The organism is Devosia sp. UYZn731 (assembly GCF_040546795.1).
GTDB lineage: Bacteria > Pseudomonadota > Alphaproteobacteria > Rhizobiales > Devosiaceae > Devosia.
The window spans coordinates 14,696-39,125 of record NZ_JBEPOL010000005.1 but is presented as its reverse complement, the minus strand read 5'-3'; the positions used below and the strand labels follow the sequence as shown (position 1 = coordinate 39,125).

Annotated in this window: 18 protein-coding genes and 1 pseudogene; 7 read left to right on the top strand and 12 right to left on the bottom strand. The window is 62.5% G+C overall.

What is annotated here, in order from left to right; genetic code table 11:
- Positions 1-2: 2 nt before the first annotated feature.
- The 5 genes from ABIB57_RS13185 to ABIB57_RS13165 form a co-directional block, all read right to left on the bottom strand.
- Positions 3-1,064, bottom strand: coding sequence for an ABC transporter ATP-binding protein (locus tag ABIB57_RS13185; protein WP_354041421.1), 1,062 nt, complete (start codon positions 1,062-1,064; stop codon positions 3-5).
- Positions 1,065-1,297: 233 nt separating this feature from the next.
- Positions 1,298-4,492 carry an alpha-mannosidase gene (locus ABIB57_RS13180; protein WP_354041420.1) on the bottom strand — a complete coding sequence of 1,065 codons (3,195 nt, stop codon included), beginning with the start codon at positions 4,490-4,492 and terminating at the stop codon, positions 1,298-1,300.
- Positions 4,489-5,301: a carbohydrate ABC transporter permease gene (locus ABIB57_RS13175; RefSeq protein ID WP_354041419.1), complete on the bottom strand. Its 813-nt coding sequence runs from the start codon at positions 5,299-5,301 to the stop codon at positions 4,489-4,491. Before ABIB57_RS13175 ends, ABIB57_RS13180 begins: the two co-directional genes overlap by 4 nt.
- Positions 5,301-6,197: a carbohydrate ABC transporter permease gene (locus ABIB57_RS13170; protein ID WP_354041418.1), complete on the bottom strand. Its 897-nt coding sequence runs from the start codon at positions 6,195-6,197 to the stop codon at positions 5,301-5,303. The genes ABIB57_RS13175 and ABIB57_RS13170 overlap by 1 nt, the downstream gene beginning before the upstream one ends.
- Before the next feature lie 232 nt (positions 6,198-6,429).
- Complete coding sequence (locus ABIB57_RS13165; RefSeq protein ID WP_354041417.1) at positions 6,430-7,752, bottom strand: extracellular solute-binding protein; 1,323 nt, start codon at positions 7,750-7,752, stop codon at positions 6,430-6,432.
- Between the two features lie 297 nt (positions 7,753-8,049).
- Here ABIB57_RS13165 and ABIB57_RS13160 point away from each other — a divergent pair, with 297 nt between their 5' ends.
- Positions 8,050-9,093, top strand: a complete 1,044-nt coding sequence (locus ABIB57_RS13160) for a LacI family transcriptional regulator (protein WP_354041416.1) — start codon at positions 8,050-8,052, stop codon at positions 9,091-9,093.
- 144 nt (positions 9,094-9,237) lie between these two features.
- Here ABIB57_RS13160 and ABIB57_RS13155 read toward each other — a convergent pair whose 3' ends face one another.
- The 4 genes from ABIB57_RS13155 to ABIB57_RS13140 form a co-directional block, all read right to left on the bottom strand.
- Positions 9,238-11,124, bottom strand: coding sequence for a glycosyltransferase family 2 protein (locus tag ABIB57_RS13155; RefSeq protein WP_354041415.1), 1,887 nt, complete (start codon positions 11,122-11,124; stop codon positions 9,238-9,240).
- A 239-nt stretch (positions 11,125-11,363) separates the two neighbouring features.
- Positions 11,364-12,350, bottom strand: coding sequence for an Hsp33 family molecular chaperone (locus tag ABIB57_RS13150; protein ID WP_502914400.1), 987 nt, complete (start codon positions 12,348-12,350; stop codon positions 11,364-11,366).
- A 212-nt stretch (positions 12,351-12,562) separates the two neighbouring features.
- Complete coding sequence (gene argF / locus ABIB57_RS13145) at positions 12,563-13,495, bottom strand: ornithine carbamoyltransferase (protein ID WP_354041413.1); 933 nt, start codon at positions 13,493-13,495, stop codon at positions 12,563-12,565.
- Between the two features lie 133 nt (positions 13,496-13,628).
- Entirely contained in the window at positions 13,629-14,834 is a 1,206-nt protein-coding gene (locus ABIB57_RS13140) for an aspartate aminotransferase family protein (protein WP_354041412.1), read from the bottom strand.
- A gap of 389 nt (positions 14,835-15,223) precedes the next feature.
- Between ABIB57_RS13140 and ABIB57_RS13135 the strand changes: the two genes are divergently transcribed.
- Both ABIB57_RS13135 and ABIB57_RS13130 read left to right on the top strand, forming a co-directional pair.
- Complete coding sequence (locus tag ABIB57_RS13135; protein ID WP_354041410.1) at positions 15,224-15,772, top strand: GcrA family cell cycle regulator; 549 nt, start codon at positions 15,224-15,226, stop codon at positions 15,770-15,772.
- Between the two features lie 66 nt (positions 15,773-15,838).
- Positions 15,839-16,059 (top strand): annotated as a pseudogene (locus ABIB57_RS13130) (DUF6500 family protein).
- A gap of 8 nt (positions 16,060-16,067) precedes the next feature.
- Here the strand turns inward: ABIB57_RS13130 and ABIB57_RS13125 are convergent.
- The gene (locus ABIB57_RS13125; protein WP_502914392.1) at positions 16,068-16,688 is read right to left on the bottom strand and encodes a TetR/AcrR family transcriptional regulator; all 621 of its coding nucleotides are present in this window, start codon (positions 16,686-16,688) and stop codon (positions 16,068-16,070) included.
- A 125-nt stretch (positions 16,689-16,813) separates the two neighbouring features.
- Here ABIB57_RS13125 and ABIB57_RS13120 point away from each other — a divergent pair, with 125 nt between their 5' ends.
- Both ABIB57_RS13120 and ABIB57_RS13115 read left to right on the top strand, forming a co-directional pair.
- Complete coding sequence (locus ABIB57_RS13120) at positions 16,814-17,569, top strand: SDR family NAD(P)-dependent oxidoreductase (RefSeq protein WP_354041409.1); 756 nt, start codon at positions 16,814-16,816, stop codon at positions 17,567-17,569.
- A gap of 38 nt (positions 17,570-17,607) precedes the next feature.
- Positions 17,608-18,639, top strand: coding sequence for an aldo/keto reductase (locus tag ABIB57_RS13115; RefSeq protein ID WP_354041408.1), 1,032 nt, complete (start codon positions 17,608-17,610; stop codon positions 18,637-18,639).
- Between the two features lie 37 nt (positions 18,640-18,676).
- On the opposite strand, the gene ABIB57_RS13110 is transcribed toward ABIB57_RS13115, so the two are convergent.
- Complete coding sequence (locus tag ABIB57_RS13110) at positions 18,677-19,819, bottom strand: alpha-D-ribose 1-methylphosphonate 5-triphosphate diphosphatase (RefSeq protein WP_354041406.1); 1,143 nt, start codon at positions 19,817-19,819, stop codon at positions 18,677-18,679.
- A gap of 252 nt (positions 19,820-20,071) precedes the next feature.
- Positions 20,072-21,001, bottom strand: coding sequence for a helix-turn-helix domain-containing protein (locus ABIB57_RS13105; protein ID WP_354041405.1), 930 nt, complete (start codon positions 20,999-21,001; stop codon positions 20,072-20,074).
- Between the two features lie 160 nt (positions 21,002-21,161).
- Between ABIB57_RS13105 and ABIB57_RS13100 the strand changes: the two genes are divergently transcribed.
- Together ABIB57_RS13100 and ABIB57_RS13095 are read left to right on the top strand one after the other, a co-directional pair.
- Positions 21,162-23,249, top strand: a complete 2,088-nt coding sequence (locus ABIB57_RS13100; RefSeq protein ID WP_354041403.1) for an ABC transporter substrate-binding protein — start codon at positions 21,162-21,164, stop codon at positions 23,247-23,249.
- 123 nt (positions 23,250-23,372) lie between these two features.
- Positions 23,373-24,380 (top strand): ABC transporter permease, encoded by a 1,008-nt coding sequence (locus ABIB57_RS13095; RefSeq protein ID WP_354041402.1) that lies wholly within the window; start codon positions 23,373-23,375, stop codon positions 24,378-24,380.
- Positions 24,381-24,430 lie beyond the last annotated feature (50 nt).

Here is a 24,430-nt window from a genome sequence, read left to right as displayed (position 1 = left end):
CTCTAGACTGACCGCAGCGCCCGTCCCTCTGCGTCGAACAGATGCACCACGGCGGGGTCCAGCCCGACATGCACTTCCGTGTGCAGATGCAGATCCGGCGCCCCGTCCAGCTTGACCGTCAGGTGATTGCCATCGGCCAGCAGCACGTGGATCAGCGCATACTCGCCGAACTGCTCGATAACCTCGATCGTGCCGGTGAACTGCGCATTCGCAGTGTCGGTCAGGCCCAGATGTTCCGGCCGCACACCCAGGCTCGCGGCCTTGGCCGCCTGCGGATTGCTGGTGACGATGGTCTTGCCGCCCGGTAGCGTCAACGTTGATCCCTTGGGGGTCACCGCGACAAAATTCATCGTGTGATTGGCGATGAAGCCGGCCACGAAGGTGTTGACCGGATGGCGGTACAGCTCCAGCGGCGTCCCCACCTGTTCGATGCGCCCGGCATTGAGCACCACGATGCGATCGGCCAGCGTCATGGCCTCGACCTGATCGTGGGTGACGTAGATCATCGTCGCGTCGAGGGTGTCGTGCAGCTTGGCGATCTCGACGCGGGTCTGGCCGCGCAAAGCGGCATCGAGATTGGATAGTGGCTCGTCGAACAGGAATACCTTGGGCTGGCGCACGATGGCGCGGCCAATGGCGACGCGCTGGCGCTGTCCGCCGGACAGGGCCTTAGGCATGCGATCCAGATAGGGCTCGATCTGCAGGATCCGTGCCGCCTCTCGGACACGCTTGTCGACCTCGGCCTTGGGCGTCTTGGCCAGTTTGAGCCCGAAGGCCATGTTGTCGTAGACGCTCATATGGGGATAGAGCGCGTAGCTCTGGAACACCATGGCGATACCGCGTTGCGGCGAGGGGACATCATTGACCACCTTGCCGCCGATGCGCACCTCCCCGCCGGTGATATGCTCCAGCCCCGCGATCATCCGCAACAGTGTGGACTTCCCGCACCCGGACGGCCCCACAAAGACCACGAACTCGCCCGACTTGATGGTCAGATCGACCCCGTGCAGCACCGGCACATTGCCGTAGGACTTGTGCACGCCGCTCAGTTGAACATCGCTCATCGTGGTCTCCTTTTTGTCTTCGTCCAAGCGCCGGGCGTCGGCTCCCCTCCCCCTTGAGGGGAGGGGTCGGGGGTGGGGGTGTCGTGGCCACCACGCACTCGATCGGCGTCGTGGCCACCGCGCACTCGATGGTCGTCGCAACCTCGACACCCCCACCCTAACCCTCCCCTCAAGGGGGAGGGGATCAGATCGGGGCTCCGCAACTACAGAGCTTACCCCGCGGCAACCGCGCCTTACGCCGTCTCAACCATCAGCGTCGCGATCTGGAACGGCCGCAGCTCCAGCACCACGGTGTTGTCCACCACGCTCACCTTGCCCTCGTCGCCCTCTTCCATCAGGTTCACCAGCTTGGCCGATTTGATCTTCAACCCAAACTTGATCGTCGCGATCGCCCGCGTATTGGCGGTCTCGAAAACCCGCATCACCAAGGCGCCGGATTTTTCAGCCTTCTTCACCGTCTCGACGGTGACGTTCTGCGCATCGCAGGTCGCAAAAGCGAAGCTCTCGCTCGCCCCAGACGCCGAACCCGGCTTGACCGAACCCAGCACCGCGATGGGGTTGTTGAACCGCTCCGCCGCGCGATGCACCTGCGCCAGATCGGCAACGCCATCGTGGATGAAGAGGCCATAGCGCAGGCGATGCTCGCCCAGATCCGCCTTGGGATCGGGGAAGCTGGAGCCGCGCAGCAGCGTCAGCCGCACGGTCTGTTCCAGGGCGTCATAGCCATACTTGCAATCGTTGAGCAGCGCAGCGCCAAAGTCCGTTTCGCTCATATCCACCCAGCGATGCATCGAGGCTTCAAAGCGGGCCTTGTCCCAAGAAGTATTGCGATGGGTCGCCCGCTTGACGTGGCCGAACTGGATTTCCGAGCGGATTTCCGAGACGTTGAGGTCGAACGGGAAACACGCCTTGAGCACGGTGGCGCGCTCCTGCCAGTCGACAAAGGTGTCGAATTCGAGCTGGCGCGCGCCGGCTTCAAGCGAAATGACCTGCACGACCTTTGACAGGTTATAGCTGCGCTCGATGCGGATCGCGGCGCGATGCGGGCCGGTTTCGACCACAGTGATGCTCGCCTTGCTGTCGCTGAGCGGCCAGAACTGCTCCTCGAAATAGCGGTCGATGTCCCAAGCGTCCCACTCCATTGGCTTGTCTTCATAGGCAACCAGGCGATTGCCCGTCTGGCCCTTGGCTATGACTTCGCGGTTGCGGCTCTTGTCGAGGATCGAGGTGATCTCACCGGCCTTGTCGAAGCTGACCTTGATCAGATCGTTTTCGAGCAGGCTGGTCGTCGCCTTCAAGCTCGACTTGGCGGCCGCAGTGCCGGACACGACCTCAATGCCGGTCCAGCCCAGCGGTGCCAGTGCGCTGACCGGCGCGGCATAGCTGGTCTCGCCACCGGCGCCGACGAGCTTCTGCAGGGGCTGGGTCGTGCCGCCTTGAGCCAGACCCGCGCCATCCAGCGCCGCGTCGCTGCCGAGACTGACCAGCGCATTGGTGCGGCTCTGGCTGGTGAAGTTGAACAACCGCGTGCCGCTCTTGGCGCCGGGAATAGCCGCCGCCGCCGAGTGCCACGGCCCATTGGCCGAGGCCAACGTCGAGAACAGCTCGCCATATTCATTGTCGCTATCGACATAGACCTCAGGGATCGAAGTTCCCGGCAGGATGTCGTGGAACTGGTTGATGAGAATGGTTTCCCAGAACGTGTTGATCTGGGCGCTGGGATAGGCTGCGCCGCTCTGCGCATGGGCTAGGGCGCTGAGCAGTTCCAGCTCCTTCATCACCCGCTCGCCCTGGCGGTTATTGGCCTTGTTCTTGGCAACCGAAGTCAGCGTGCCACGATGATATTGCAGGTACAGCTCGCCATTCCATTCGGGGAAGCGGGCCGGATCGGCCTCCATCGCGGTGCCGAGACGATCGAGGAAGGGCGCAATGCCTTCGAGCTTGAGTTTTGGCGCGCCGGGAATGCCGCGCTCCAGCCGCGTACCGCGCTCGATCATGGCGCGGGTCGGGCCGCCGCCGCCGTCGCCATAGCCGTAGCACAGCAGCACTTCGTCATGGGCCTGCTTGGGCTCATAGCGGGTCCAGGCGCCCATGACTTCGCTGACCGAGAGGTCCGAGTTATAGGTGGTGTAAATCTGCTCGCTGCCGAATTTCTGGGCGGTAATCAGCTGCGCCTTGGTCTTGGTGCCGTCGATGCCGCGCCAGAAGAAGGTGTCATAGGGATGCCGGTCGGTATCGTTCCAGCTGAGCTTGCTGGTGACGAAATATTCCAGCCCCGAGCGCTCCATCACCTGGGGCAGGTTGGCCGAATAACCGAAGGTGTCGGGCAACCAAACGGTCTTTGGCGTGACGCCGAATTCCTCGATATGGAAGCGGCGGCCGCGCATGATCTGGCGCACCAGGCTCTCGCCCGAGACGATGTTGACGTCGGGCTCGACCCACATCGCGCCTTCGATTTCGAACTGGCCGGATTTGACCTTTTCCTTCAGCCGCGCCCAGGTTTCCGGGTAGTCGGTCTTGAGGAAATTGAACAGCACCGACTGGTTGTACATGAAGACAAACTGCGGATATTCCAGCATCAGCTCCATCACCGTGGCGAAGCTGCGCCCGGTCTTGTCGCGGGTATGCATGACGCGCCACAGCCAGCCGACATCGAGATGGGTATGCCCCACCGCCGTGATGGTGGGCATCACCTCGGTGTCCTTGAGCTGGTAGATCTTGGCGGCGATCTTCTCGGCCGCGCCCAGCGTGGCTTCGAAGGCATCGGTATGCGCGCCGCGCCGGTCGAGAGCGCGCAGCGCGTCATTGACCAGCTTGGTGATGGCATGGCGACGCGGATCGGCCTGATGCAGGCGGGTCGCCACTTCCAGCGGCGTTTGCAGGTCGTAATAGAGTTTTTCGGCGCGCTCGTTGCGGATGAAGAATTCGACGGTGAAGCCGACCAGCAGGCGCGGGAAGAAGGTGAAGGCGTTGACGTGGACCACGCGCTTGGTGCCGGCCTTGGCCTTGCGCATCACCACCACTTCATTGTGGTTGCCGTCGATGGCCTGCGCTGTCGCGCCATCGAGATAGGCGAGGCACTGCGGATCGGTGCCGCCGGGCCGGTCGCTCCACTGCGAGGTGACGCGCATAATAAAGGTCTTGCCGGCCGCTTCCTTGGGCACGGTTATTTCAGCGGCGAACCAGGTATTATCCTGGCTGCGCGCCCAGACGGTGCGCGCGTCGAACTGTTTCCAGCCGCGCCAATCGGTCTTCAGCGCTTTGTCGGCGCTCAGGTTTTCCTCGATATAATGCCACTGGAATGGCACTTCGAGCGGCGTCAGGATTTTGGCGTGCAGATCGGCGCACAGCCGCAGCAGTTTCCCCTCGGTTTTCAGATCGTCGTCCAGCAATCCAAGCTTGGTGGACAGGGGATTGGAATAGGTCATCCTTTAACTCCGACACCGGCGAAACCTGTGTTCATGTTGCGCCGTAACAAGAAATAGACGCCGACCGCCGGCGCTGCGTAGATAATGGAATAGGCCGCGAGGAACCCGTACTGGATCGCCCCGTTCTGGCCGAAGGCAGCATAGAGGCCCACCGACATGGGGAAACCCTGTTCGGTGCGCGAAAAGATCAGCGGCAAGAGGAACTCGTTCCAGGCGCCGGTGAAGGTAAAGAACCACACTACCGCAATGCCCGCGCGCGACAGCGGCAGCACGATGCGGGTGACGATGTGCCAAAGGCTGGCGCCCTCGACATAAGCGGCCTCTTCCAGCTCGACCGGCACCGTATCGAAGAAGTTCTTGAGCAGCAGCAGGGTGAAGGGCAGGTTGAGAATGGTCAGCGCCAGCACGACGCCGTAATTGTTCAAGAGGCCCATGGATTGCGAGACGAAATACATTGGCACCAGCACGCCGATCGAGGGCAGCATGCGCATCACTACCAGCGCCCAGAGGAACGCATTGCGGCCGGGGATTTTGAGCCGCGACAGGGGATAGGCGGCGGCAATGCCGACGATCACCGTCAGCGTGGCGGTGCCGGCGGCGATATAGACCGAGTTGAGGAACTGGCGGCCGGCATCGCCGCTCATCGCCTGGGCGAAATTGCCCAGGGTGACGCCCTGCGGTATGGCCAGTCGGCCGGTTGCGGCGGGGTCGAATGCGTTGAGGATGAGCCAGGCAAACGGGCTGATCCAGATCAGCGCCATGAACGACAGCGCCAGAGCCATGGCGCGGGAATGGCCTTCGTTTTCCATTATTTAGGCTCCCGCAGCAGGCGCAGATAGATCAGCGACATGGCGCCCACGATCAGCAGCATGGCCACCGAAATGGCGCTGCCATAGCCCAGTTTCCCGGTGCCGAAACTCTGTTTGTACATGAAGATGGCCAGGGTCTCGCTCTGTCGTCCCGGCCCGCCGCCGGTCAGCGCGTAGATCAGCGGGAAATAGGTGAAGGTCCAGATGGTGATGAACAGCATATTGGTGGCGATATGCGGCCGGATGATCGGCAGGATGACCAGCCAGACGCGCTGGAACGGCGTCGCGCCATCCACTTTGGCGGCCTCCACCACTTCACGCGAGACCGAATCCAGCGCCGCCGAAAACAGCAGATAGCTCCAGGCGGTGCCCTTCCAGATATTGGCGATGGTCACCACCGGCAGCGCGAATTCGCTGATGAAATTGACCGGCTTGAAGCCCAGCGGGGTGATGATGAGGTTATTGATCAGCCCGGTCTGCGAGGTGGTCGCCGACCACAGGAATGCCGCCACGATATCGGGCAAGAGCCAGCCCAGCATGATGGCCACTTCGATGAAGCTGCGCAGGTTGGATTTCGTGGTGCGCAACGCTCCCGCCAGCAGGAAGCCGAGCACGCTCTGACCCACAATGGCGGAGAAGAACGTGAAGATCACCGTGGTCCACAGCGCATCGAGGAACCCCTTGCGGGTCCACAGGCGCACGTAATTTTCGAAGCCAACCCAGCTCCAGTTGACCGACTTGCGGCCCACGAGTTCGAGATCGGTGAAAGAGAAACTGAAGGCCCAGGCGGTGAAATAGATCAGCGCGGCGAGCAGCAAAAAGGCCGGCAACATGCCGAGGACGAGCAGCCAGACATTGGATGCCAGCCAGGGATTGATCTGGTTTTTCATCGCCATTGTTTCGACTGCCCCTGATGGCTTTAATGCTCGTCACCACCACCGGTCCTTCCCGCGGACTTGATCCGCGGGCCTGTTGCCGCACGCACGGCTCCAAGTGGCTTGCTGAGCGACCCGCGGATCAAGTCCGCGGGAAGCAAGTGTGGTGGAGCATCCGCAAGTGCTCTCAAAAACTCCCGTACTGGCGGCGCAGGGAGAACCCATGCGCCGCCGTGCCGGGAGGGCCTCGGTATTACTGGTAGACTTCGACCGCGTCTGCGCCGAACTCGTCGACCAGGGCGTCGTGATATTCCTTGACCACGTCTTCAACGGTGCCGCCGTCCAGGATATCGGCGGTTGCCTGCTGGATCAGCGCCGAAACGGTCTGGTAGCCGGGGACGGTGTCACGGCCCGTCGTGGTGGCGGCGAGCGCCGTCGCCTTGGCCAGATAGGCGTCAGCGGTATATTCCGGGGATTCCGAAATGTCCGTGCGCACGCCCATGCGGTGGTTGGCGATGGTCCAGGCCTCGAAGTTAGCCTTGTCGAAAATGGCCTCGACCAGCTTGAACGCCGTGTCCTTGTCGGCGGCCTTTTCGTTCACGCCCACAGCCCAGCCGCCGGAGATATTGGTGGTGGCATTGGTGCCCGGATCGCCCGAGCCCGGCCATGGCGTCCAGCCGACCAGCGCATCGCGCTCTTCGCGGCTGGGGACATTGGCACCCGTGCAATCCCACAGGCACGCATCTTCCCACGAGCCGGAGGCGAGAATGCCGATGGTGTTGTTGGCCATGGCTTCACGCACCGAAGCGCCGATATCGGTGGCGTAGTTGAGGTCGGGAGCGGTCAGTTCCTTGCCGACATAGACGTCGTGATAAAGCTGCAGCGTCTTGCGGATGCCGGGGCTATCGCCGATCCACTTGCCGCTGGTACGGTCGCGCAAACGGTTGCGGTCGCCCTCGGGCACGTCAGCCCCGAGCAGTGCCATGTAGAAGCCCTGCATCGTGGTGGCTTCGCCCTGCTTGGTGCCGGCCGGAAGCTGGAACGCATATTCGACGCCCGCATCCTTGAGCTTCTGCGCCGCATCGAGCACGTCGGCCCAGCTCTTGGGCTCCCACGGCATGGCAATGCCGGCCTTGGTGAAATTGGCCTTGTTGTACCACAGCATGCGCACGTCGGTGTCGGTGGGCAGGGAATAGACCTTGCCGTCATAGGAGCCGACTTCGATCAGGCCCTTGAGGTAATACTGATACTGGTCCCAGCCCTTGGCCAGCTCATCCAGCGGGTGCAGGTAGCCGGCCGAAGCCAGTTCGCTCACCATGAAGCTGTCCATCAGCACCACATCGGCGGCAGTGCCGGCCGACAGGTCGAGCGCCACGCGCTGGTCATAGCCCTGGTCGGGCAGCTTGATGGCGGTGACCTTTTCGCCGGTCGCTTTTTCGAAATTGGCGACACCTGGTTCCACGAGGCCCGACAGCCAGGTGGCATACATAAAGGTGATTTCTGCATGCGCTGGCATGACCGATGCTGCAGCCATGGCCACAGCGGCGACCGTCGCCATTAGATTCCGTTTGAGCATGAACTCCTCCTCAGGTGCTCGCACCGCGACAATGCGCGGCCTTTGCGCCGAACCCTCCTCCGACGCCGGCAGAGGTAATCATGTTAATTGCAACGTTGCAATGGTGGCCGGCAAAAAGAGTCGAGCGACTTACGTCGTCTGTGTTTATCGTCATTATTATGAATAGCTTAGAGTACATTCGTCCTGTGAATATCCGCTGTTGAAGGGCGTACCTCATCCTGCATCGTTGCAAAATCTTCGTTGTTTTGAATCCTGGTGACAGGGTGTAAAAGACCGCTGGAGACAATCGGACAGACAATGGCTGGCGGCAAAGACAAAGGCAGCGGAAACGGCGCGGGGGCGATTGGCCAGCGCGCCACGCTGCGCACGATTTCCGAACTGACCGGCCTCAGCCAGTCGACGGTTTCGCTGTCGCTGCGCGGCGGCACCGCGCTCAAGGAGGAAACGCGCCGTAAGGTGGCCGAGGCCGCCAAGGCCGTCGGTTATGTGCCCGACCGGGCCGGCGTGCGCCTGCGAACCGGCAAGACCAATGTCATCGCCCTGGTACTTGATGGCGGCGACGATTCCATCGATTTCGCCCGCCAGATGATCCAGGGCATCGGCCAGGCCATTCGGGGCTCGCGCTACCACCTGACGGTGATCCCCGAATTCGTGCGCACCCAATCGGTGGAAACCGTGCGCTACGTGCTCGATAACCGCACCGCCGACGGCGTGATCATCACCCATACCGGGCCGCGCGACCGGCGGGTGCAATTGCTGATGGACGCCAATTTCCCCTTCGTCAGCCACGGCCGCACCGAGTTCTTCACCCAGCACGCCTATCACGACTTCCATTCCGAAGCCTTTGCCACCGTGGCGGCCGAGCGGCTGGCCTCCAAGGGCTGCAAGCATCTGCTGATGCTGGTGGGCGATGACAGCACCACCAATCACCACAATATCGTCACCGCCTTCCATCACGCCACCGCCCGGCTGGGCATTGTCGGCACGATCATGGATAGTGCTGCCCTGCGCGGCGGGCCCGACGAAATCCGCCAGCTTGGCCTGGATATCGCTCACCGGGCCGACCGGCCCGATGGCATCATCTGCGATAGCGAAATGCGCACCCTCGCTTTGATTGGCGGCCTTCAGGATGGCGGCCTGAAGCTCGGGCAGGGCATCGAGCTGATCTACAAGCAGACCTCGGACATCCTGCCGACGCTGTTCCCCAGGCTCGACAGCATCGTGGAGGACGTGTTCACCGCCGGCGGGGAACTCACCCGCCTGCTGCTCCGCCGCATCAATGGCGAGGCGCCCGAAACCCTGCAAACCTTGTTCGAGCCATCACCCCGCTGGCGCAGCTAGGCCGTCACCCTTCGCGCCTAATCCGTCCAGACTGACGAAGGCAGCAGCGATAATGTTCCTCATCATGGATCTCCGTTCCCTTTACCACTAAGGACGGCCCGAACCGCGCCGATCCGGCAGCAGGGGCCACAGATCACCGGACACTTACTCGGCGGGCCTGGGATGCTTGGGGTCCTTGGATATGCCTCCCGTCTGCCTGATCCGCGCTTTTACGCTCAGGCCGGTCTTGCGCACCCTATGCTCGGTCTTGGCCCAATAGAATGGCCGGTCCAGCAGTTCATGCAGGGCGCGCAGCGTAGCGATGGCCAGCAGCAGCCAATAGAATGGTAGCAGCAATTGCAGGACCATCAGCCGGTAACGCCGCTGCCGGTGCAGGCCGATCAGGGTCAGCGCCAGGGTGGTGGAATAGCCAAAGCACAGCAGCCCGAGATGCAGCGCTGCCCAGGTCCAGCCGAAGCCACCGAACAGGTACTGGTTCATCGCCGTCTGCACCAACAGTGTCGGCAACAGCGCCGTATGCAGCAGCGGCGATACGATCATCGACAGCACGGTGATCTTGAAGGCAAACATGGAGCGCCAGCCCATCTCGCGCCGCAGCGTGATCGGATAACGGGTGTGCACGATAAAGGTCTGCATCCAGCCCTTCATCCAGCGCGTGCGCTGGCCCAGCCAGCTTCGCCATTGCGTCGGGGCTTCCTCCAGCGTGTGCGAGGCGAGCATCGCGGTGCGATAGCCGCTGCGGGCGAGCCGCACGCCCAGGTCCGCGTCCTCGGTCACGTTGAACGCGTCCCAGCCGCCGATGTCGCGCAACGCGGCAATGCGGAAGTGGTTGGAGGTTCCACCCAGCGGCATCGGCAATTGCCATTCCGCCAGCGCCGGCAGCAGCGTGCCGAACAGCCCGGCATATTCCCCCGCGAACAAGCCCGCCAGCCAGTGCTCGTCGGCATTGTCGATGAGCAGTTCGGCCTGCAGGCATTGCACGTCTGGCTGGTCGCGAAACGCTGCCGCGGCCTGCCAGAGCTGGTCTGGGTGCGGCCGGTCCTCGGCGTCGAATACCACCACAAAATCGCCCCGGCACGCCGGCAGCGCGAAACCCAGCGCCTTGGGCTTGGTGCGCGGCGCCGCATCGGGTACGCAGATCAGCGAAAAACTACCGTCGTCCGGCAGGCGGCCCACCGCATCGATCGTGGCGCGCGAGCGGTCCTCCACGACGAATTTGATGTCGAGTTTTTCCGGCGGATAATCTAGCGCCCGCAGCGCGGCGTATAATTGGGGCACCATATGCGCCTCGTCGCGCAGCGGCACCAGCACCGAATAGACCGGCAGTTCCGCATCGTCCGGCCGCTCCGGCGGCGCTGGCGGCCCGCCCTGAACCAGCCCGCGCCAGCTTGCTGCCAGCCGCAACACTGCGGGCAGGCCCAGCAGCACCACGCTCAGCGGCAACAGCCAGCTCAGCCCGAGGAACGGCACCATAACGATGATCCCAACCAGCAGCGTCAGCGCCACCACAAAGACGATCCGCACCGGCCGGGTCAGTTCCAACTGCGCTGTGGCAAAGGGCCAGCGCCGCGCCAGCCCTTGCCGCGCATTGTCGACCAGCGCTTCCGAGCTGGCCTGCACCATATAACTGCGGATCGCCGCCTCGGGCACGAAGCACACCCGGCTATGCAGTTGCGGCCGTTCGCGCAGCCGGGTTCGCAGCGCCAGGATTTCAAAGAAACCGGGGGCCGAGAAGAACACGTGGCGATCGATCAGCCGCAGTGGCACGGCGCGCGCCCGCGCCAGTTCTGCCAGTGGATAGTGTTCGGCATGAACCGACAGGCCGCGGGGGATCACATCGAAAAAGGCGAAGCCGGCCCAGCGCGCCGCCCTCTCCATGACCGGGATCTGACCAAGATTGAGCGTATTGGCGCAATAGCTGAGCGGGTCGACCTCACGCTCCAGCGCGCGTTCCAGTACCTGCTCGGCGGTCAAACCCTGGGCATCGTCCGTGCCGATTACCGCCGCAATGAGGTCCAGTGCATCGGACATGGCTCAACCGGCCCGAGACGAGGTCAATTGAGTATCGCGGGCAATAGCCCAATACCCATCGGCCATGCGCACTGTTCGCGCGCGATGCGACGTCCCCAAAAAGATCAACTGGCGCTGCCCCGCCTGTTTTACTCTACGGGCATACTGTCATAATTGTACAATTGCGCAAGTGCTTGTAAGTAAGCAAAAAACCGCCGCCCGATGGGGCAGCGGTGCTGACTGTTTTGATGATTTTAGCCTTAGTGCTTGGCGTCGAACTGATGCGGATTGAAGTGGTACGCCGTCGAGCAGAACTCACACACCACTTCGATCTCGCCATCGACCGCCATCTCCTCGCGGTCCTCGGCGGTGAAGCTGGTCGCCAGCATATCCTCGATCCGATCGACCGAGCAGGTGCAGCGTTCCACGAGCGTAGTCGGCGTAAACACCCGCACCCCGGTCTCGTGATAGAGCCGGAACAGCATCCGTTCGGGCGACAGGTCCGGATCGGCCAGTTCGATATCTTCCAGCGTCATCAACAGCGTCTTGGCTTCGTTCCACACATCGGGCTCGACGAAGTCGGGGTCCGAAGTATGCGGATTGTCGAAGTCGCCATCGCCGGGCAGGTCGGCCATCATCGATTGCCCATGCTCGGGCAGATGCTGGATCAGCACGCCGCCGGCGCGCCAATGGGCGCGGTGATCGCCCTTCTGCATGAATTCGGCAACCGCCAGCCGCACCATTGTGGGGATCTGTTCGGACTGCATGAAGTAGGTATGCGCGACTTCCTCAAGGCTCTCCCCCTCGAGCGCCACGATGCCCTGATAACGCTCCATGTCGGCGCCCTGGTCGATGGTCATAGCGAGATGGCCATGGCCCAGCAGTTCGCCTGGCTTGGTCTTGCCCTCTTCCGAAGCCTTCAGCAGCGCGTCGTGGTCATAGCGCGCATAGCCGCGGATCCCGTCCGGCGCGTCGAAATCGACGACGATCAGGTTCACTGGACCATCGGTATGGGTCTGCATGATGAAGCGGCCATCGAATTTCAGCGACGAGCCGATCAGCGAGGCCAGCACCACCGCCTCCCCCAGCAGCCGGGCGACCGGCGCGGGATAGTTGTGGCGGCTCAGAATAGTATCGAGCGCCTCGCCCAGCCGCACCGAGCGGCCACGGGTATCGAGCTTGTCGAGCGTGAACGGCACGACCGCATCATCGCCGGTTTCCGGGCGATCGAGGCCGAGGGAACTCATCAGTGTGTCAGGCATGGCGGTCGCGTCCGTCGTCATTTTATCGGTTTCTTTCGGCAGGCTTGGCCTCCCGGTGTCGATCCAAACCACAACGTCATTCCCGCGCAAGCGAGAACCCATTCTGCTCTGCTGGCGATAACCAGAGAATGGATTCCCGCCTTCGCGGGAATGACACCGTGATTGAACAGAGAGCGGTTTAACCCAGAAATCTGTTCTTAATTCGTCTCTACGCCGAAGGCCCAGCACAGGATGGCTTTTTGTGCATGGAGGCGGTTTTCGGCCTCGTCCCACACCACCGATTGAGCACCGTCGATCACCTCGTCGGTTACCTCGTCGCCGCGATGAGCGGGCAGGTCGTGCATGAAGAGAGCGTTCTTGTCCGCCAAGGCCATCAAATTGGTGTTGACCTGGTAGGGTTTCAAGACCCGGCGGCGCTCGGCGATATCCACGTCACCCATCGACACCCAGGTATCGGTGATGACGAGGTCGGCGCCTTCCACCGCTTCGCGCGGGTCCTCGATGAGCGTCACATACTTGCCCGCCCGACGGATGTCCTGCATCAGGTCTTTTTCAGGGCTGTACTCGTCCGGCACCGCAATGGTCAGGTGGCACTCGAACACCTCGGCCGCGTTGACCCAGGAATGCAGCACATTGTTGCTGTCGCCAACCCAGGCCACCTTGGCGCCCTTGATGTTGCCGCGGTGTTCCTCGAACGTCATCAGGTCCGCCATGATCTGGCAGGGATGCGCGCGGCGCGTCAGGCCATTGATGACCGGCACGGTCGCGGCTTCGGCCAGGTCGAGCAGGTCGGCATGGCTGAGAATGCGGATCATGATCGCATCGACATAGCGGCTGAGCACTTTGGCGGTGTCGCTGAGGGTTTCTTCGCGGCTGAGCTGCATTTCCTGGCCGGAGAGCATGATTGTTTCCCCGCCGAGCTGGCGCATGCCGACGTCGAAGCTGACGCGGGTGCGGGTGGACTGGCGCTCGAAGATCATGGCCAGGACCTTGTCCTGCAACAGTTTTGGCCGGTCGCCCTGCTTGAGGCGGGCTTTAAGCGAGCCTGCGGCGGCGAGCATGCCGCGCAATTCGGAATAGTCGAAATCGTCGATCGAGAGAAAATGCCTTGGTGTGCCGGTCGATGTCATGGGCCGGGTTCCTTTGTGACGCATAGAAAAGCGGGCGGCACCCTACGGGCACCGCAATGAGTGCTGCCTCCGCCTCAGGGTGGAGGAAACAAACCGCGTCGTCGCCGTCCGAAATATTGAGGTGCGTCCTGCATCAGTCGACCGCCGGCACCGAAGCCGTTTCCGCCTCGATCGCGGTGAAGGCTGCCGCGATCTTTTCGATGGCCTCTTCGATATCGGCCTCCGATACGATCAGCGGCGGCAGCAAGCGCAGAACATTGTCGCCGGCGCCGATGGCCAGCAATTTGTGATCATCGCGCAGCCGGGCGACAAAGTCGCGCACCGGCGGGGTGATCTTGATACCGGCCAACAGGCCCTTGCCGCGCTGCTCGACCACGAAATCAGGAAACCGTTGAGCGAGTTGCTGCAGGTGCCAGGCCAATTTCTGGCCCATTTGGTTGACCTGGTCGAGGAAGCCCGGCGCCAGAATACGGTCGAGCACCGCATTGCCGACCGCTGTCGCCAGCGGATTGCCCCCATAGGTCGAGCCATGCGTGCCGGGCACCATCGATGCGGCAACATCGCCCTTGGCGAGACACGCCCCCAGCGGGAAGCCGCCACCGATGGCCTTGGCCACCGCGACGATGTCAGGCGTGATGCCGCTCCATTCGAAGGCGAAGAAGCGCCCGGTCCGGCCATAGCCGCACTGGACTTCGTCGAGCACCAGCAGCATGCCATGCTTGTCGCAGAGCGCGCGCAGCCCCTGCATGAATTCATTGGTCATGGCGGTCACGCCACCTTCGCCCTGCACGGTCTCGATCAGGATAGCGCAGGTCTGCGGGGTAATGGCCGCCTCGACGGCGGCCAGATCGCCCGGCGCCACATGCTTGAACCCCGGCATGGCCGGACCGAAGCCCTCCAGGTAGCTCGGATTGCCACCTGCCGCGATCGTGCCCATGGTGCGGCCGTGAAAGCTGCCGGTGAAGGCGATGATCTCGAAGCGCTCGGGCTCGCCCTTGGCAAAGAAATAGTGCCGCGCCGTCTTGATGGCGCATTCCAGCGCCTCTGCGCCCGAATTGGTGAAGAATACCGCCTCGGCGAAGGTGGCATCGACAAGCCGCTGGGCCAGCCGTTCCTGCTCGGGAATAGTGAACACGTTGGACGTGTGCCAGACTTTTTCGGCCGCCCCCTTCAGCGCCGCGACCAGATGCGCGTCGCCATGGCCGAGCGCATTGACGGCGATGCCGGAATGGAAATCGAGATAAGCCACGCCGTTCTGGTCAAAAAGGCGCATGCCTTCGCCGCGCTCAAACGAGAGTTCGGACCGAGCATAGGTGCCAAAAAGCGCAGACATGGACATTGACCTTCATTAGGTGTGACAGACAAGGCACAGGGCGATGACGGAATTATCACTGGCCCTGAAAAAACCAAAAACGCGCTCCAGTTATGCAGCGCGTTCCGGCCCTGACATAGAGCATTTTTGCTTTGAAAGTCAATGTTTGCGCGCCAAGTGACTGAATTGACTCAGCCTTTCTTTACGCGATGTTAACCAGTCGTTTTTCCGGGGAAAATGGGCTTGGACTCTTGATCCCGATTCCACCGATAGCGTAGTATAGAACGCGTTGGGGACACGATATCTCGTGTGGCGGACCCACCTAACATACGACGTATAGCGATATTTGGCGACCAGGCCATTCTGGGAGCGCAATGAAGGATTCTGCTTTGACGATGGTTTCAGGAGCGCAGCCCATGGGCTGGACCGACGAGCGCGTCGAGACGTTGAAGAAGCTCTGGATGGAGGGCCTGAGCGCCAGCCAGATCGCGGGCGAACTGGGCGAAGGGGTGACCCGCAACGCCGTCATCGGCAAGGTCCACCGGCTTAAACTTTCGGCCCGGGCCAAGCCCACCAATTCGGCGCCCCGCGCCCGTCCGGCAGCGCGTCCCGCGCCGCGCCGGGTGGCCAGCCCTGCCTCGACCATCGGCAATGCGATGGCGGGGATGAACAAGGCCCGCGCCAGCATGAACAGCCGGCCGCAGACCATGGGCGCCACCGCCCTGGCCTCGAACCCCGAGATCGAAGCGCAGCTTTATGTGGCGCCGGCGAGCCAGGAAATCTTCATTCCCGAAGACAAGCGCCTGAGCCTGCTGCAACTGACCGAGGACACCTGCAAGTGGCCCATCGGCGATCCACTCAACAAGGACTTCTACTTCTGCGGCGGCCACGCCCAGGACACGAGCCCCTACTGTGAATTCCATGCCCGCAAGGCCTACCACCAGGTCGACCGCAAGCGGCGCTGAAATCTCCCGTTCCCTCCCGAAACTGGGGCGCCAATGGCGCCCCTTTTGTTTGTGCAAGAAACGCCCATGCGAGCGTCCCTCCGACACAAGGCCATGGCCGTCTGCGATGCCAAGATCGCCCAGAAAAGGGACCGGGCGTAGGGCTGTCCTTCTACGCCTTCTTCGCCAACAAAAATGACGACCCGGACCTCTTGATGGAAGCGGCAACCTGGTGGATTCAAACCCACCGTCTCGAGCATTTCGAGAAAGCCACCAAAATCAGGGCAATGCTTGAAGCGCTGGCCTGAAGTGGCGACTACGCCTTGGGGCCTGCCCCATAGCGCAACCCATCCACCAGGAGCGACACCATGCGGCGGGCTTGGGTCAGATCGCCGTTTGGCGCGGAGCGGCTGAGGCCGCCGACAGCTTCGAGCAGATCGTCCGGATCGATATCGCCACGGATTTCGCCCGCGGCAGTGGCGGCATCCAGCAAGCTTTGCAGGGCAGGGCGGAGACGCTCGCAGAAATAGGCCGGCAAGGGATCGAACGCCGGATTGCCGGAGTGGAGCGCCGCTGCGAGCCCGCGTTTGGTGTTAATGAAATCCACGTAGCGCTGCATCCACAGACCGAGTGCCTCGCCCGGACTATGCACAGAAGCCAGCACCGGCGCGGCATCGGCACAGGCGTCGATCTCGTTGCGGAACACCGCCACCACCAGGTCGACGCGCTGCGGAAAATGCCGATACAGCGTGCCGACGCCAACACCGGCCTTATCCGCGATCTCGCGCACCGGCGCTTCGACACCCGAGCAGGTGAACACCGCCATCGCCGCCTTGAGCAAGGCATCCAGATTGCGCACCGCATCGGCGCGCGGCGCCCGCGGTTTCCTCGCTGACTGACCGATGTCGTCTCCTGCTGCAGGCACGTCTGCGCTCACGGCGAAAATTTCCTCTTGCAAAAACGGAACAATGTTCCGTATATAGACGGAATGCTGTTCCGTTTAGATCAATATAGCTCATCGCGGCGCCATTGACCACACAGCAGCGCAAAAAGGATATCATCATGACTGATCAACGCATCGCCCTCGTCACCGGGGCCAATCAGGGCGTCGGCCTGCAGCTCGCCAAGGAACTCGTCGCCAATGGCGTCACCGTCCTGCTCGGCTCGCGCAACGCCGAAAAAGGCGAAGCTGCCGCCAAGTCAATTGGGGCAGGGGCCATTGCCATCCAGATCGACGTGACCGACGCCGCCTCGATCGCCGCCGCCGCCGAACGCATTCGAACCGAGTTCGGTCGCCTCGACCTGCTGGTCAACAATGCCGGCATTTCCAACAACCGGACAGGCCCGGTCACCATGGCGGAATTCACCAAGACCAGCGCTGCCAGCATCGTCTCCATCGACGAAGTCCGCGCCATCTGGGATACCAATGTATTTGGTGTACTCGCCGTCTACCAGGCCATGTTGCCGCTGCTGCGCCTGTCGTCCGATGCGCGCATCGTCAACGTCTCAAGCGGCGTCGGTTCGCTCGCCGCCAATGCCGATCCGGCCTTTCCCTACCGCGCTATCTATACGCCGGGTTATGCCGCCTCCAAGACGGCCCTCAACGGCATCACGCTGGCCATGATGATCGAGCTTGAAGGCAGCGGCATCAAGGTGAACCTGGTCTCGCCCGGCTTTACCAGCACCGCGCTCAATAATTTCGAGGGCACTGAATCCATCGAGGACGGCTCCCGCGAAGTGGTCCGCGTTGCCCTGTTTGGCCCCGACGCTCCCAGCGGGACCTTCACCATGTGGGACAATACGACCATCCCGTGGTGAGCGGCACAACAGTCCCCAACCGAACCAAGGAGACCATTATGCAATACCGCTCCCTCGGAAAAACCGGCATCAAAGTCAGCCCCTATTGCCTGGGCGCGATGATGTTCGGCAAGCTCGGTAATCCCGATCATGACGACGGCATCGCCATCATCCACAAGGCGCTGGACGCCGGCATCAATTTCATCGACACCGCCGACCGCTACAGCGCCGGCGAGTCAGAGGAGATCGTCGGCAAGGCGCTCAAGGGCCGGCGCGACACTGTGGTGCTGGCCACCAAATTCTTCGGCCCCATGGGCACCGATCCCAACCAGCAGGGTGGCTCGCGGCGCTGGATCATGCAGGCGGTCGACGCTTCGCTCCGGCGCCTGCAAACCGACTATATCGATCTCTACCAGATCCACCGTCCCACGCCCGATACCGATATCGAGGAAACCCTGTCGGCGCTGACCGACCTGATGCGGGCCGGCAAGGTGCGCGCCATTGGCTCGTCCACCTTCCCGGTTTCCGAGATCGTCGAGGCGCAGTGGGTCGCCGAAAAGCGCGGTCTCGCCCGTTTTCGGACCGAGCAGCCGCCCTATTCCATGCTGGATCGCGGCATCGAGCGCGACATGCTGCCCACAGCGCAACGCTATGGCATGGGGGTGATGGTGTGGAGTCCCCTGTCCAAGGGCATGCTCACTGGCCGCTACCGCAAGGGCCAGCCCCTGCCCGATAGCCTGCGGGCGAAGTTCATGCCCAAGCAGATGAGCGATGAACGCAGCCTCGACGCTGTCGAACAGCTCATCCCGCTGGCCGAGGAGGCCGGAATGTCCCTTACCCATATGGCGATGGCCTTCGTCATGGCCCATCCGGGTGTGACCTCGGCCTTGCTCGGCCCGCGCACCATGGCCCATCTCGATGACCTGTTGGCCGGCGCCGAAGTCCGGCTCACCGACGAGATGCTCGACCGCATCGACCAGATCGTCCCGCCCGGCACCGATGTCGGCCTCAACGAGGCCAACTACAATCCGCCGGCGATTACCACACCAAGCCTGCGCCGCCGCCCGATGGCCGAACGCGTCGCCGTATAATCGATCCCGAGGGGGGATTTAACCCCCTCGGTCCATCTCACATGAACTTGCGGCCGGCGACCCAGATCCCGCTGATAACCGGCAGCCCGTCCACCACGCGCACGCGGAGCAGGTCCGCCCGCAGCCCGGTCTCGACCCGCCCCCGGTCCGCAAATCCCAATACCGCCGCCGGCCGGCTGCTCACCATGGCCACGGCGTCATGCATCGCCACCCCGCGCTGCGCCAGGATGAACGCTGCCTGCAACATGCTGGCCGGCACATAGTCCGAGGTCAAAATATCCAGCAGCCCCTCGTCGGCCAGTGCGGCGGCGCTGACATTGCCCGAATGGGAGCCGCCCAGCACGATATTGGGCGCGCCCATCACATTCTGCATGCCCAGTTGGCGGGCATATCGCGCCGCTTCCAGCGTGGTCGGAAATTCGCTGATGGCGATGCCATCGGCATGGGCGCGGTCAACGTCGCCCAGTGTCGTATCGTCGTGGCTGGCCATCGGCAGTCCACGCGCTTTTGCCGCCTCGGCGATCCAGAGACGTGCGGGCCCGACATGAAGCGCCTGCGACTGCTGACGCCCGGCAATATAGACGTCCCATTCCGCGTCGCTCCACACCACGCCATTCTTCTTGCGCCGATAGGCGCGATAAATGTCCAGATTGTGCCACTGCCCCTGGCCCGGCGTGTGATCCATCATGCTGACGAGGCGAAGATCTGGATTGTCCATATGCCGCTTGGCCAGATCCAGCAGCCCGGCATCGGACAATTCGCAACGGAAGTGGAAATAGTGATCGGCCTTGAGCACGCCCGCTGCCTTGGCCTGGTTTACCGCGCCGATCGCCGCTTCCAGCATCGCGGTGCGCGCGCCCTGGCTGTCGTAATCGCCCATAGATAGCGAATCCAGCACCGTGGTGATGCCCGCTCCCAGAACCTGCCAGTCATGCGCCAGTACCGCCGCCACCGGCGCGGGCCAGCGCACTGCGGGGCGGGGATTGAGGTGGTGCTCAATGTTGTCGGTGTGCAGGTCGATGATCCCCGGCAGCAGATAATCGCCCTCGAAATCAAGCGCCTCACCCGTCCCGCCTGCGCCTTCCTCGACCGCCGTGATCGTGCTGCCCTCGATGCGCACCGATCCGTTCATGGTGCGATCGGCCAGCACGATGCGGGCATTGCTAAGTGTCTGTGACATGAGATGAATCGATCCGGCTGGTTGTTGCTGCGCGATTAGGTGGCAATGATGACGGTGCGATGACAGGAAGTGGTTATGCTGCGCCATTGCAGACACCAATGCATCCCATGCACCGGTCTTCCCGCGGACTTGATCCGCGGGCCTCTCACAACGCGGCATGTGCGATGAGCGACCCCCGGATCAAGTCCGGGGGCAGCACGGTGGCGAGGATGGGGGAGTTTCACCGCAACATCCCGTTCGCGCACCCAAATACTAGCGATCAATCACGTCCTGGCGCATCTCACTCGGCGTAATCCCATAGGCATTGCGAAAATGCTCGTAGAACTGCGTCAGCGAGCTGAAGCCAGACTGAAACGCGATGTTGGACACCGACAGGTTGCCCTCGAACAGCAGCGAGCGGGCGCGGATCAGTCGCATCCGCACCACGAATTTCTGCACCGAGATATGCATCACCTTGGCAAACAGGTTGGTGGCGTAATTGGGATGCAGCCCCACCACGTCGGCAATGGATTGCGCCGTCAGCGGGTCGGTCAGGTTCTCAACGATATGGCGCACCATGCGCACCACATAGCGCACCGGGGCGGCGGTGCGGGTTCGGGCGCTGGAATTTTCGATCCAGGCCGGCAGCAGCAGGTCCCAGCCGGTCAAGGCGGCGCGGCGGAACATGGCGGCAATCTCGGTCTTGACGATATCGGTGCGCAAGCTGTTGCCGCTGCGATAATCGCCATGCCAGCGATCGAGCGTATCGATCCCGATGCTTTCGGGTCGCAATTGCACCACGCCGCCTCCCATCAGGGTTTCGGTGAGCAGGCCCAGTTGCGGCATATCCAGGAAGGCATCCACCGGCAGGTAAATATTGACCTGCCGTCCCCTTGCGGTCTCGGGGCTCAGCGCCACGGTCTGGTGCGGAATGCCGGCCCAGAACGCCACCAGCCGGTCCGATCCCACCGTCACCGGGCGGCTATCGACCAGGTAGTCCATCGTGCCGGCGGTGAGCCAGTTGAACTCGATATGGCCATGGCTGTGCGGCTCCGCCATGAGCTGGGGCGGAAACGAGCGCACCCCGAACCGGCCAAAGGCGCGGCCCGACGCGTAGAATTTACGATCGGGGCGCGGGGTGGGGCGGGGGGCCTTGCCGCGGCCGATGCGAACGAGGTCGCCCGCGGCGTTCAGCTCATCCATACAAGAGCGTTCATATCTTTGAATCCCGGAATAAGTCTCTAACAAACCGGATTGTTTGCGCGCTGGCAAGGGATAGGATTTTGGCTCAAGCACGGACCTACGGCCGAAGAGTGTAATTCGGCGCGGCGATCAACGCCGTTCCGCTGCTATGGGAGGAATGATGAGAAAACATGCAATTGCCCTTGGCGGGGCAGGCTTGCTGCTGGGCGTTTCCCTGATCGCCACGCAGGCGCAGATGGCTTTCGCGGCCGAGTTGCCCGATCCGCCGGCCTTCGCTGCGCAGAGCTCGCCGGTCTTTGTTGGCGTCTCCGATATCCAGGAATACAAGGCGCTGCCAGAATACCACCAGCCCGCCTGGATGGATAAATTCGTGGCCGATGGCACGCTGCCGCCGGTTGCCGAGCGCCTGCCCAAGGAGCCGCTGGTGTTCAAGACCGGCAATATGCCAGACGGCGTTGGCGTCTATGGCGACGTGATGCGTCACGTCATCGGCGGCCGGCCGGAAGGCTGGAACTATATCGGCGGCCAGTCTCAGGGTTGGGGCGGCATCGATATCGGCCTCTCCGAATGCCTGACGCGTACCGGCCCGCTGTTCGAGGTCAAGGCCGACGAACTCGAGCCCCTGCCGAACCTGGCCAAGAGCTGGGAATGGTCCGAAGATGGCCACCAGTTGACCATGCATCTGATCGAAGGCGCAAAGTGGTCCGATGGCGTCCCGTTCAACGCCGACGACGCGATGTTCTATTGGAACGACAACGTCAACGATCCCAATGTGACCCCGCTCAATGGCGCGACGCCCGAAACCTTCGGTGTCGGCACCACGCTTGAAAAGGTCGACGACTATACGATCAAGTGGACCTTCAAGGAGGTCCGTCCGACCCAGTACCTCTATGCCATGGCATACGGCACCTTCTGCCCCGGCCCGAGCCATATCCTCAAGCCCCAGCATCCCAAGTACAATACCGCCAACACCTACGATCAGTACAAGAACGCCTTCCCGCCCGAATTCATGAACATGCCGGTAATGGGCGCCTGGGTACCGGTTGAATACCGTCCCGACGATATCGTCGTCATGCGCCGCAATCCCTACTACTGGAAGACCGACGAGAACGGCAATCAGCTGCCCTATCTCGACGAATTGCAGTATCGCCTCTCCACTTGGGCCGATCGTGACGTGCAGGCCGTGGCCGGCTCGGGCGATTTCTCCAACCTCGAACAGGCCGAAAGCTATGTCGAGGCGCTCAAGCGCTCCGCCGAGCCGACCGCTCCGGCGCGTCTGCAGTTCGGTGCCCGCACCATCGGCTATGCGCTACGCATGAACTTCTCGGCCAATGGCTGGGGCGAACCCGATGCTCGCGGCCAGGCCGTGCGCGAACTCAACCGCCAGCTCGACTTCCGCAAGGCTGTCTCGATGGCCATCGATCGGCAGCGCCTGGGCGACAGCCTGGTGCGTGGTCCGTTCACCGCCATCTATCCGGGCGGCCTCTATGCCGGCACCACCTTCTACGACAAGGCCTCGACCGTCTATTACGGCTATGACGTCGCCGCAGCCAATGCGCTGCTCGACGGCCTTGGCCTCAAGGACACCGATGGCAATGGCGTTCGCAACTTCCCGGCCGGTACGGCTGGTGGTGGCGATCTGGAAGTCACGGTCCTCGCCAATACCGATTACGGCACCGATACTAACCTGGCCGAAGGCGTCATCGCGCAACTGGAGCCGCTTGGCATCCGCGTGATTGCCAACTTCCAGACCGGTACCGCCCGTGACGATATGGCTGAATCAGGCAAGTATGACTGGTCGGTGGAACGCCAGGGCGCCGAAATGGTGGCCGTGGTGCAGGGGACTTCGGCACTCGCGCCGACCGGTCCGCGTACCCACCCCTTCCATCGCGCCGGCACTGACGGCACGTTGGACCTGCTCCCCTTCGAGCAGGAACTGGTCACCGACGTGAACAGCTTCATTGCCACCTCCGACGCGACCGAACGCGCCGACCTGATGAAGAAGTATCAGCATACCTTCACCGAAAACGTCTACTCGGTCGGCCTGACCCAGTATCCCGGTGCGCTGATCGTCAACAAGCGCTTCTCCAACATCCCCGTGGGTGCCCCTGTCTTCATGTTCAACTGGGCTGAAGACAACATCATCCGCGAGCGCGTCTACGTGGCTGCCGACAAGCAAGGCAATTTCGAGCTGCATCCCAACACCCTGCCGGGTGCCCCGGGTTCCGCCGGCCCGATCAGCGAGTAATCGCTGACGCCATGAACACGGGCAGGGGGTTCGCTCCCTGCCCACCCAAGCATCGCGCAAAAAAGCGGGCACCCGTTTTTTGCTCGAAGATGCGACTAAGAAGTTTACCGAAAGGCCGCAGCGATGCTCCGATTTCTGACCATGCGCATCCTGAGCGCCATCCCGTTGCTGCTCCTGCTCAGCGTCGTAACCTTCACCATCATCCAAGCGCCTCCGGGCGACTACGGCGACTACATCAAGTCGATGCTGATGAACCAGGGCGGCGTCCCCGCCGAACAAGCCGAAATCCAGGCCGAAGCCTACCGCGCCGCCAACGGGCTCAACGAGCCGATGGTCATGCAATATTTCAACTGGATCGGCGGCATCGTGACCCGCTTCGATTTCGGTCATTCGCTGTATTACAACAAGCCCGTCGGCACCGTGGTGCTGGAACGGCTGCCCGCCACCATCGCACTGGCGCTGACCTGTCACATCCTGGCCTCTGTGCTCGGCATTGGCCTCGGCATTTTGGCCGCCACCCGCCAATATAGCTGGGTTGATACCACGCTGGGCATCATCTCATTCCTCGGCATGACCATCCCGCGCTTCCTGCTCGCGATCATCATCCTCTACATCATGGTCTTCCGCCTCAACGTACAGGAAGTGGGCATGTTCTTCTCGGCCAAATACGGCGGGGCGCCCTGGAGCTGGGACAAGTTCGTCAACCTCGTCTACCACGTCTGGCCGGTGGTCTTCATCGCCACCTTCGGCGGGCTGGCCTATAATATGCGCGTCATGCGCGCCAACCTGCTCGACGTGCTCAACGCCCAGTATATCGAAACCGCGCGCGCCAAGGGCTTGCCCGAAGCTGCGGTGATCATGAAGCATGCCGTGCCCAATGCGCTGCATCCCCTCATCGCCTATCAGGGCGTCGTGCTGCCCTATATGCTGAGTGGCGAAATCGAAGTGGCCATCGTCTTCGGCCTCGCCACGGTTGGTCCCGCCATTGTCGGCTCCATGGGCGTCGGCGACGTGTTCGTCACCGCCACCTTCATGCTGGTACTGGCGACAACGCTGATCATCGGCAATATCATCGCCGACCTGCTGCTCGTCATCATCGATCCGCGTATTCGCCTCGGGGGAGAAGCCTGATGGTCGACGAGATCAACACCAAATCCTCCATCCCGCTGCCCACCGACGCT

What these genes read in the sequence shown, in the direction of transcription:
- ABIB57_RS13105 (WP_354041405.1), bottom strand. Translation starts at nt 21,001, where the DNA reads ATGGATGAGCTGAACGCCGCGGGCGACCTCGTTCGCATCGGCCGCGGC.
- ABIB57_RS13095 (WP_354041402.1), top strand. Translation starts at nt 23,373, where the DNA reads ATGCTCCGATTTCTGACCATGCGCATCCTGAGCGCCATCCCGTTGCTG.
- ABIB57_RS13100 (WP_354041403.1), top strand. Translation starts at nt 21,162, where the DNA reads ATGAGAAAACATGCAATTGCCCTTGGCGGGGCAGGCTTGCTGCTGGGC.
- ABIB57_RS13175 (WP_354041419.1), bottom strand. Translation starts at nt 5,301, where the DNA reads ATGGAAAACGAAGGCCATTCCCGCGCCATGGCTCTGGCGCTGTCGTTC.
- ABIB57_RS13150 (WP_502914400.1), bottom strand. Translation starts at nt 12,350, where the DNA reads ATGAGTTCCCTCGGCCTCGATCGCCCGGAAACCGGCGATGATGCGGTC.
- ABIB57_RS13120 (WP_354041409.1), top strand. Translation starts at nt 16,814, where the DNA reads ATGACTGATCAACGCATCGCCCTCGTCACCGGGGCCAATCAGGGCGTC.
- ABIB57_RS13155 (WP_354041415.1), bottom strand. Translation starts at nt 11,124, where the DNA reads ATGTCCGATGCACTGGACCTCATTGCGGCGGTAATCGGCACGGACGAT.
- ABIB57_RS13165 (WP_354041417.1), bottom strand. Translation starts at nt 7,752, where the DNA reads ATGCTCAAACGGAATCTAATGGCGACGGTCGCCGCTGTGGCCATGGCT.
- ABIB57_RS13160 (WP_354041416.1), top strand. Translation starts at nt 8,050, where the DNA reads ATGGCTGGCGGCAAAGACAAAGGCAGCGGAAACGGCGCGGGGGCGATT.
- ABIB57_RS13170 (WP_354041418.1), bottom strand. Translation starts at nt 6,197, where the DNA reads ATGGCGATGAAAAACCAGATCAATCCCTGGCTGGCATCCAATGTCTGG.
- ABIB57_RS13185 (WP_354041421.1), bottom strand. Translation starts at nt 1,064, where the DNA reads ATGAGCGATGTTCAACTGAGCGGCGTGCACAAGTCCTACGGCAATGTG.
- ABIB57_RS13180 (WP_354041420.1), bottom strand. Translation starts at nt 4,492, where the DNA reads ATGACCTATTCCAATCCCCTGTCCACCAAGCTTGGATTGCTGGACGAC.
- ABIB57_RS13110 (WP_354041406.1), bottom strand. Translation starts at nt 19,819, where the DNA reads ATGTCACAGACACTTAGCAATGCCCGCATCGTGCTGGCCGATCGCACC.
- ABIB57_RS13135 (WP_354041410.1), top strand. Translation starts at nt 15,224, where the DNA reads ATGGGCTGGACCGACGAGCGCGTCGAGACGTTGAAGAAGCTCTGGATG.
- ABIB57_RS13140 (WP_354041412.1), bottom strand. Translation starts at nt 14,834, where the DNA reads ATGTCCATGTCTGCGCTTTTTGGCACCTATGCTCGGTCCGAACTCTCG.
- argF (WP_354041413.1), bottom strand. Translation starts at nt 13,495, where the DNA reads ATGACATCGACCGGCACACCAAGGCATTTTCTCTCGATCGACGATTTC.
- ABIB57_RS13115 (WP_354041408.1), top strand. Translation starts at nt 17,608, where the DNA reads ATGCAATACCGCTCCCTCGGAAAAACCGGCATCAAAGTCAGCCCCTAT.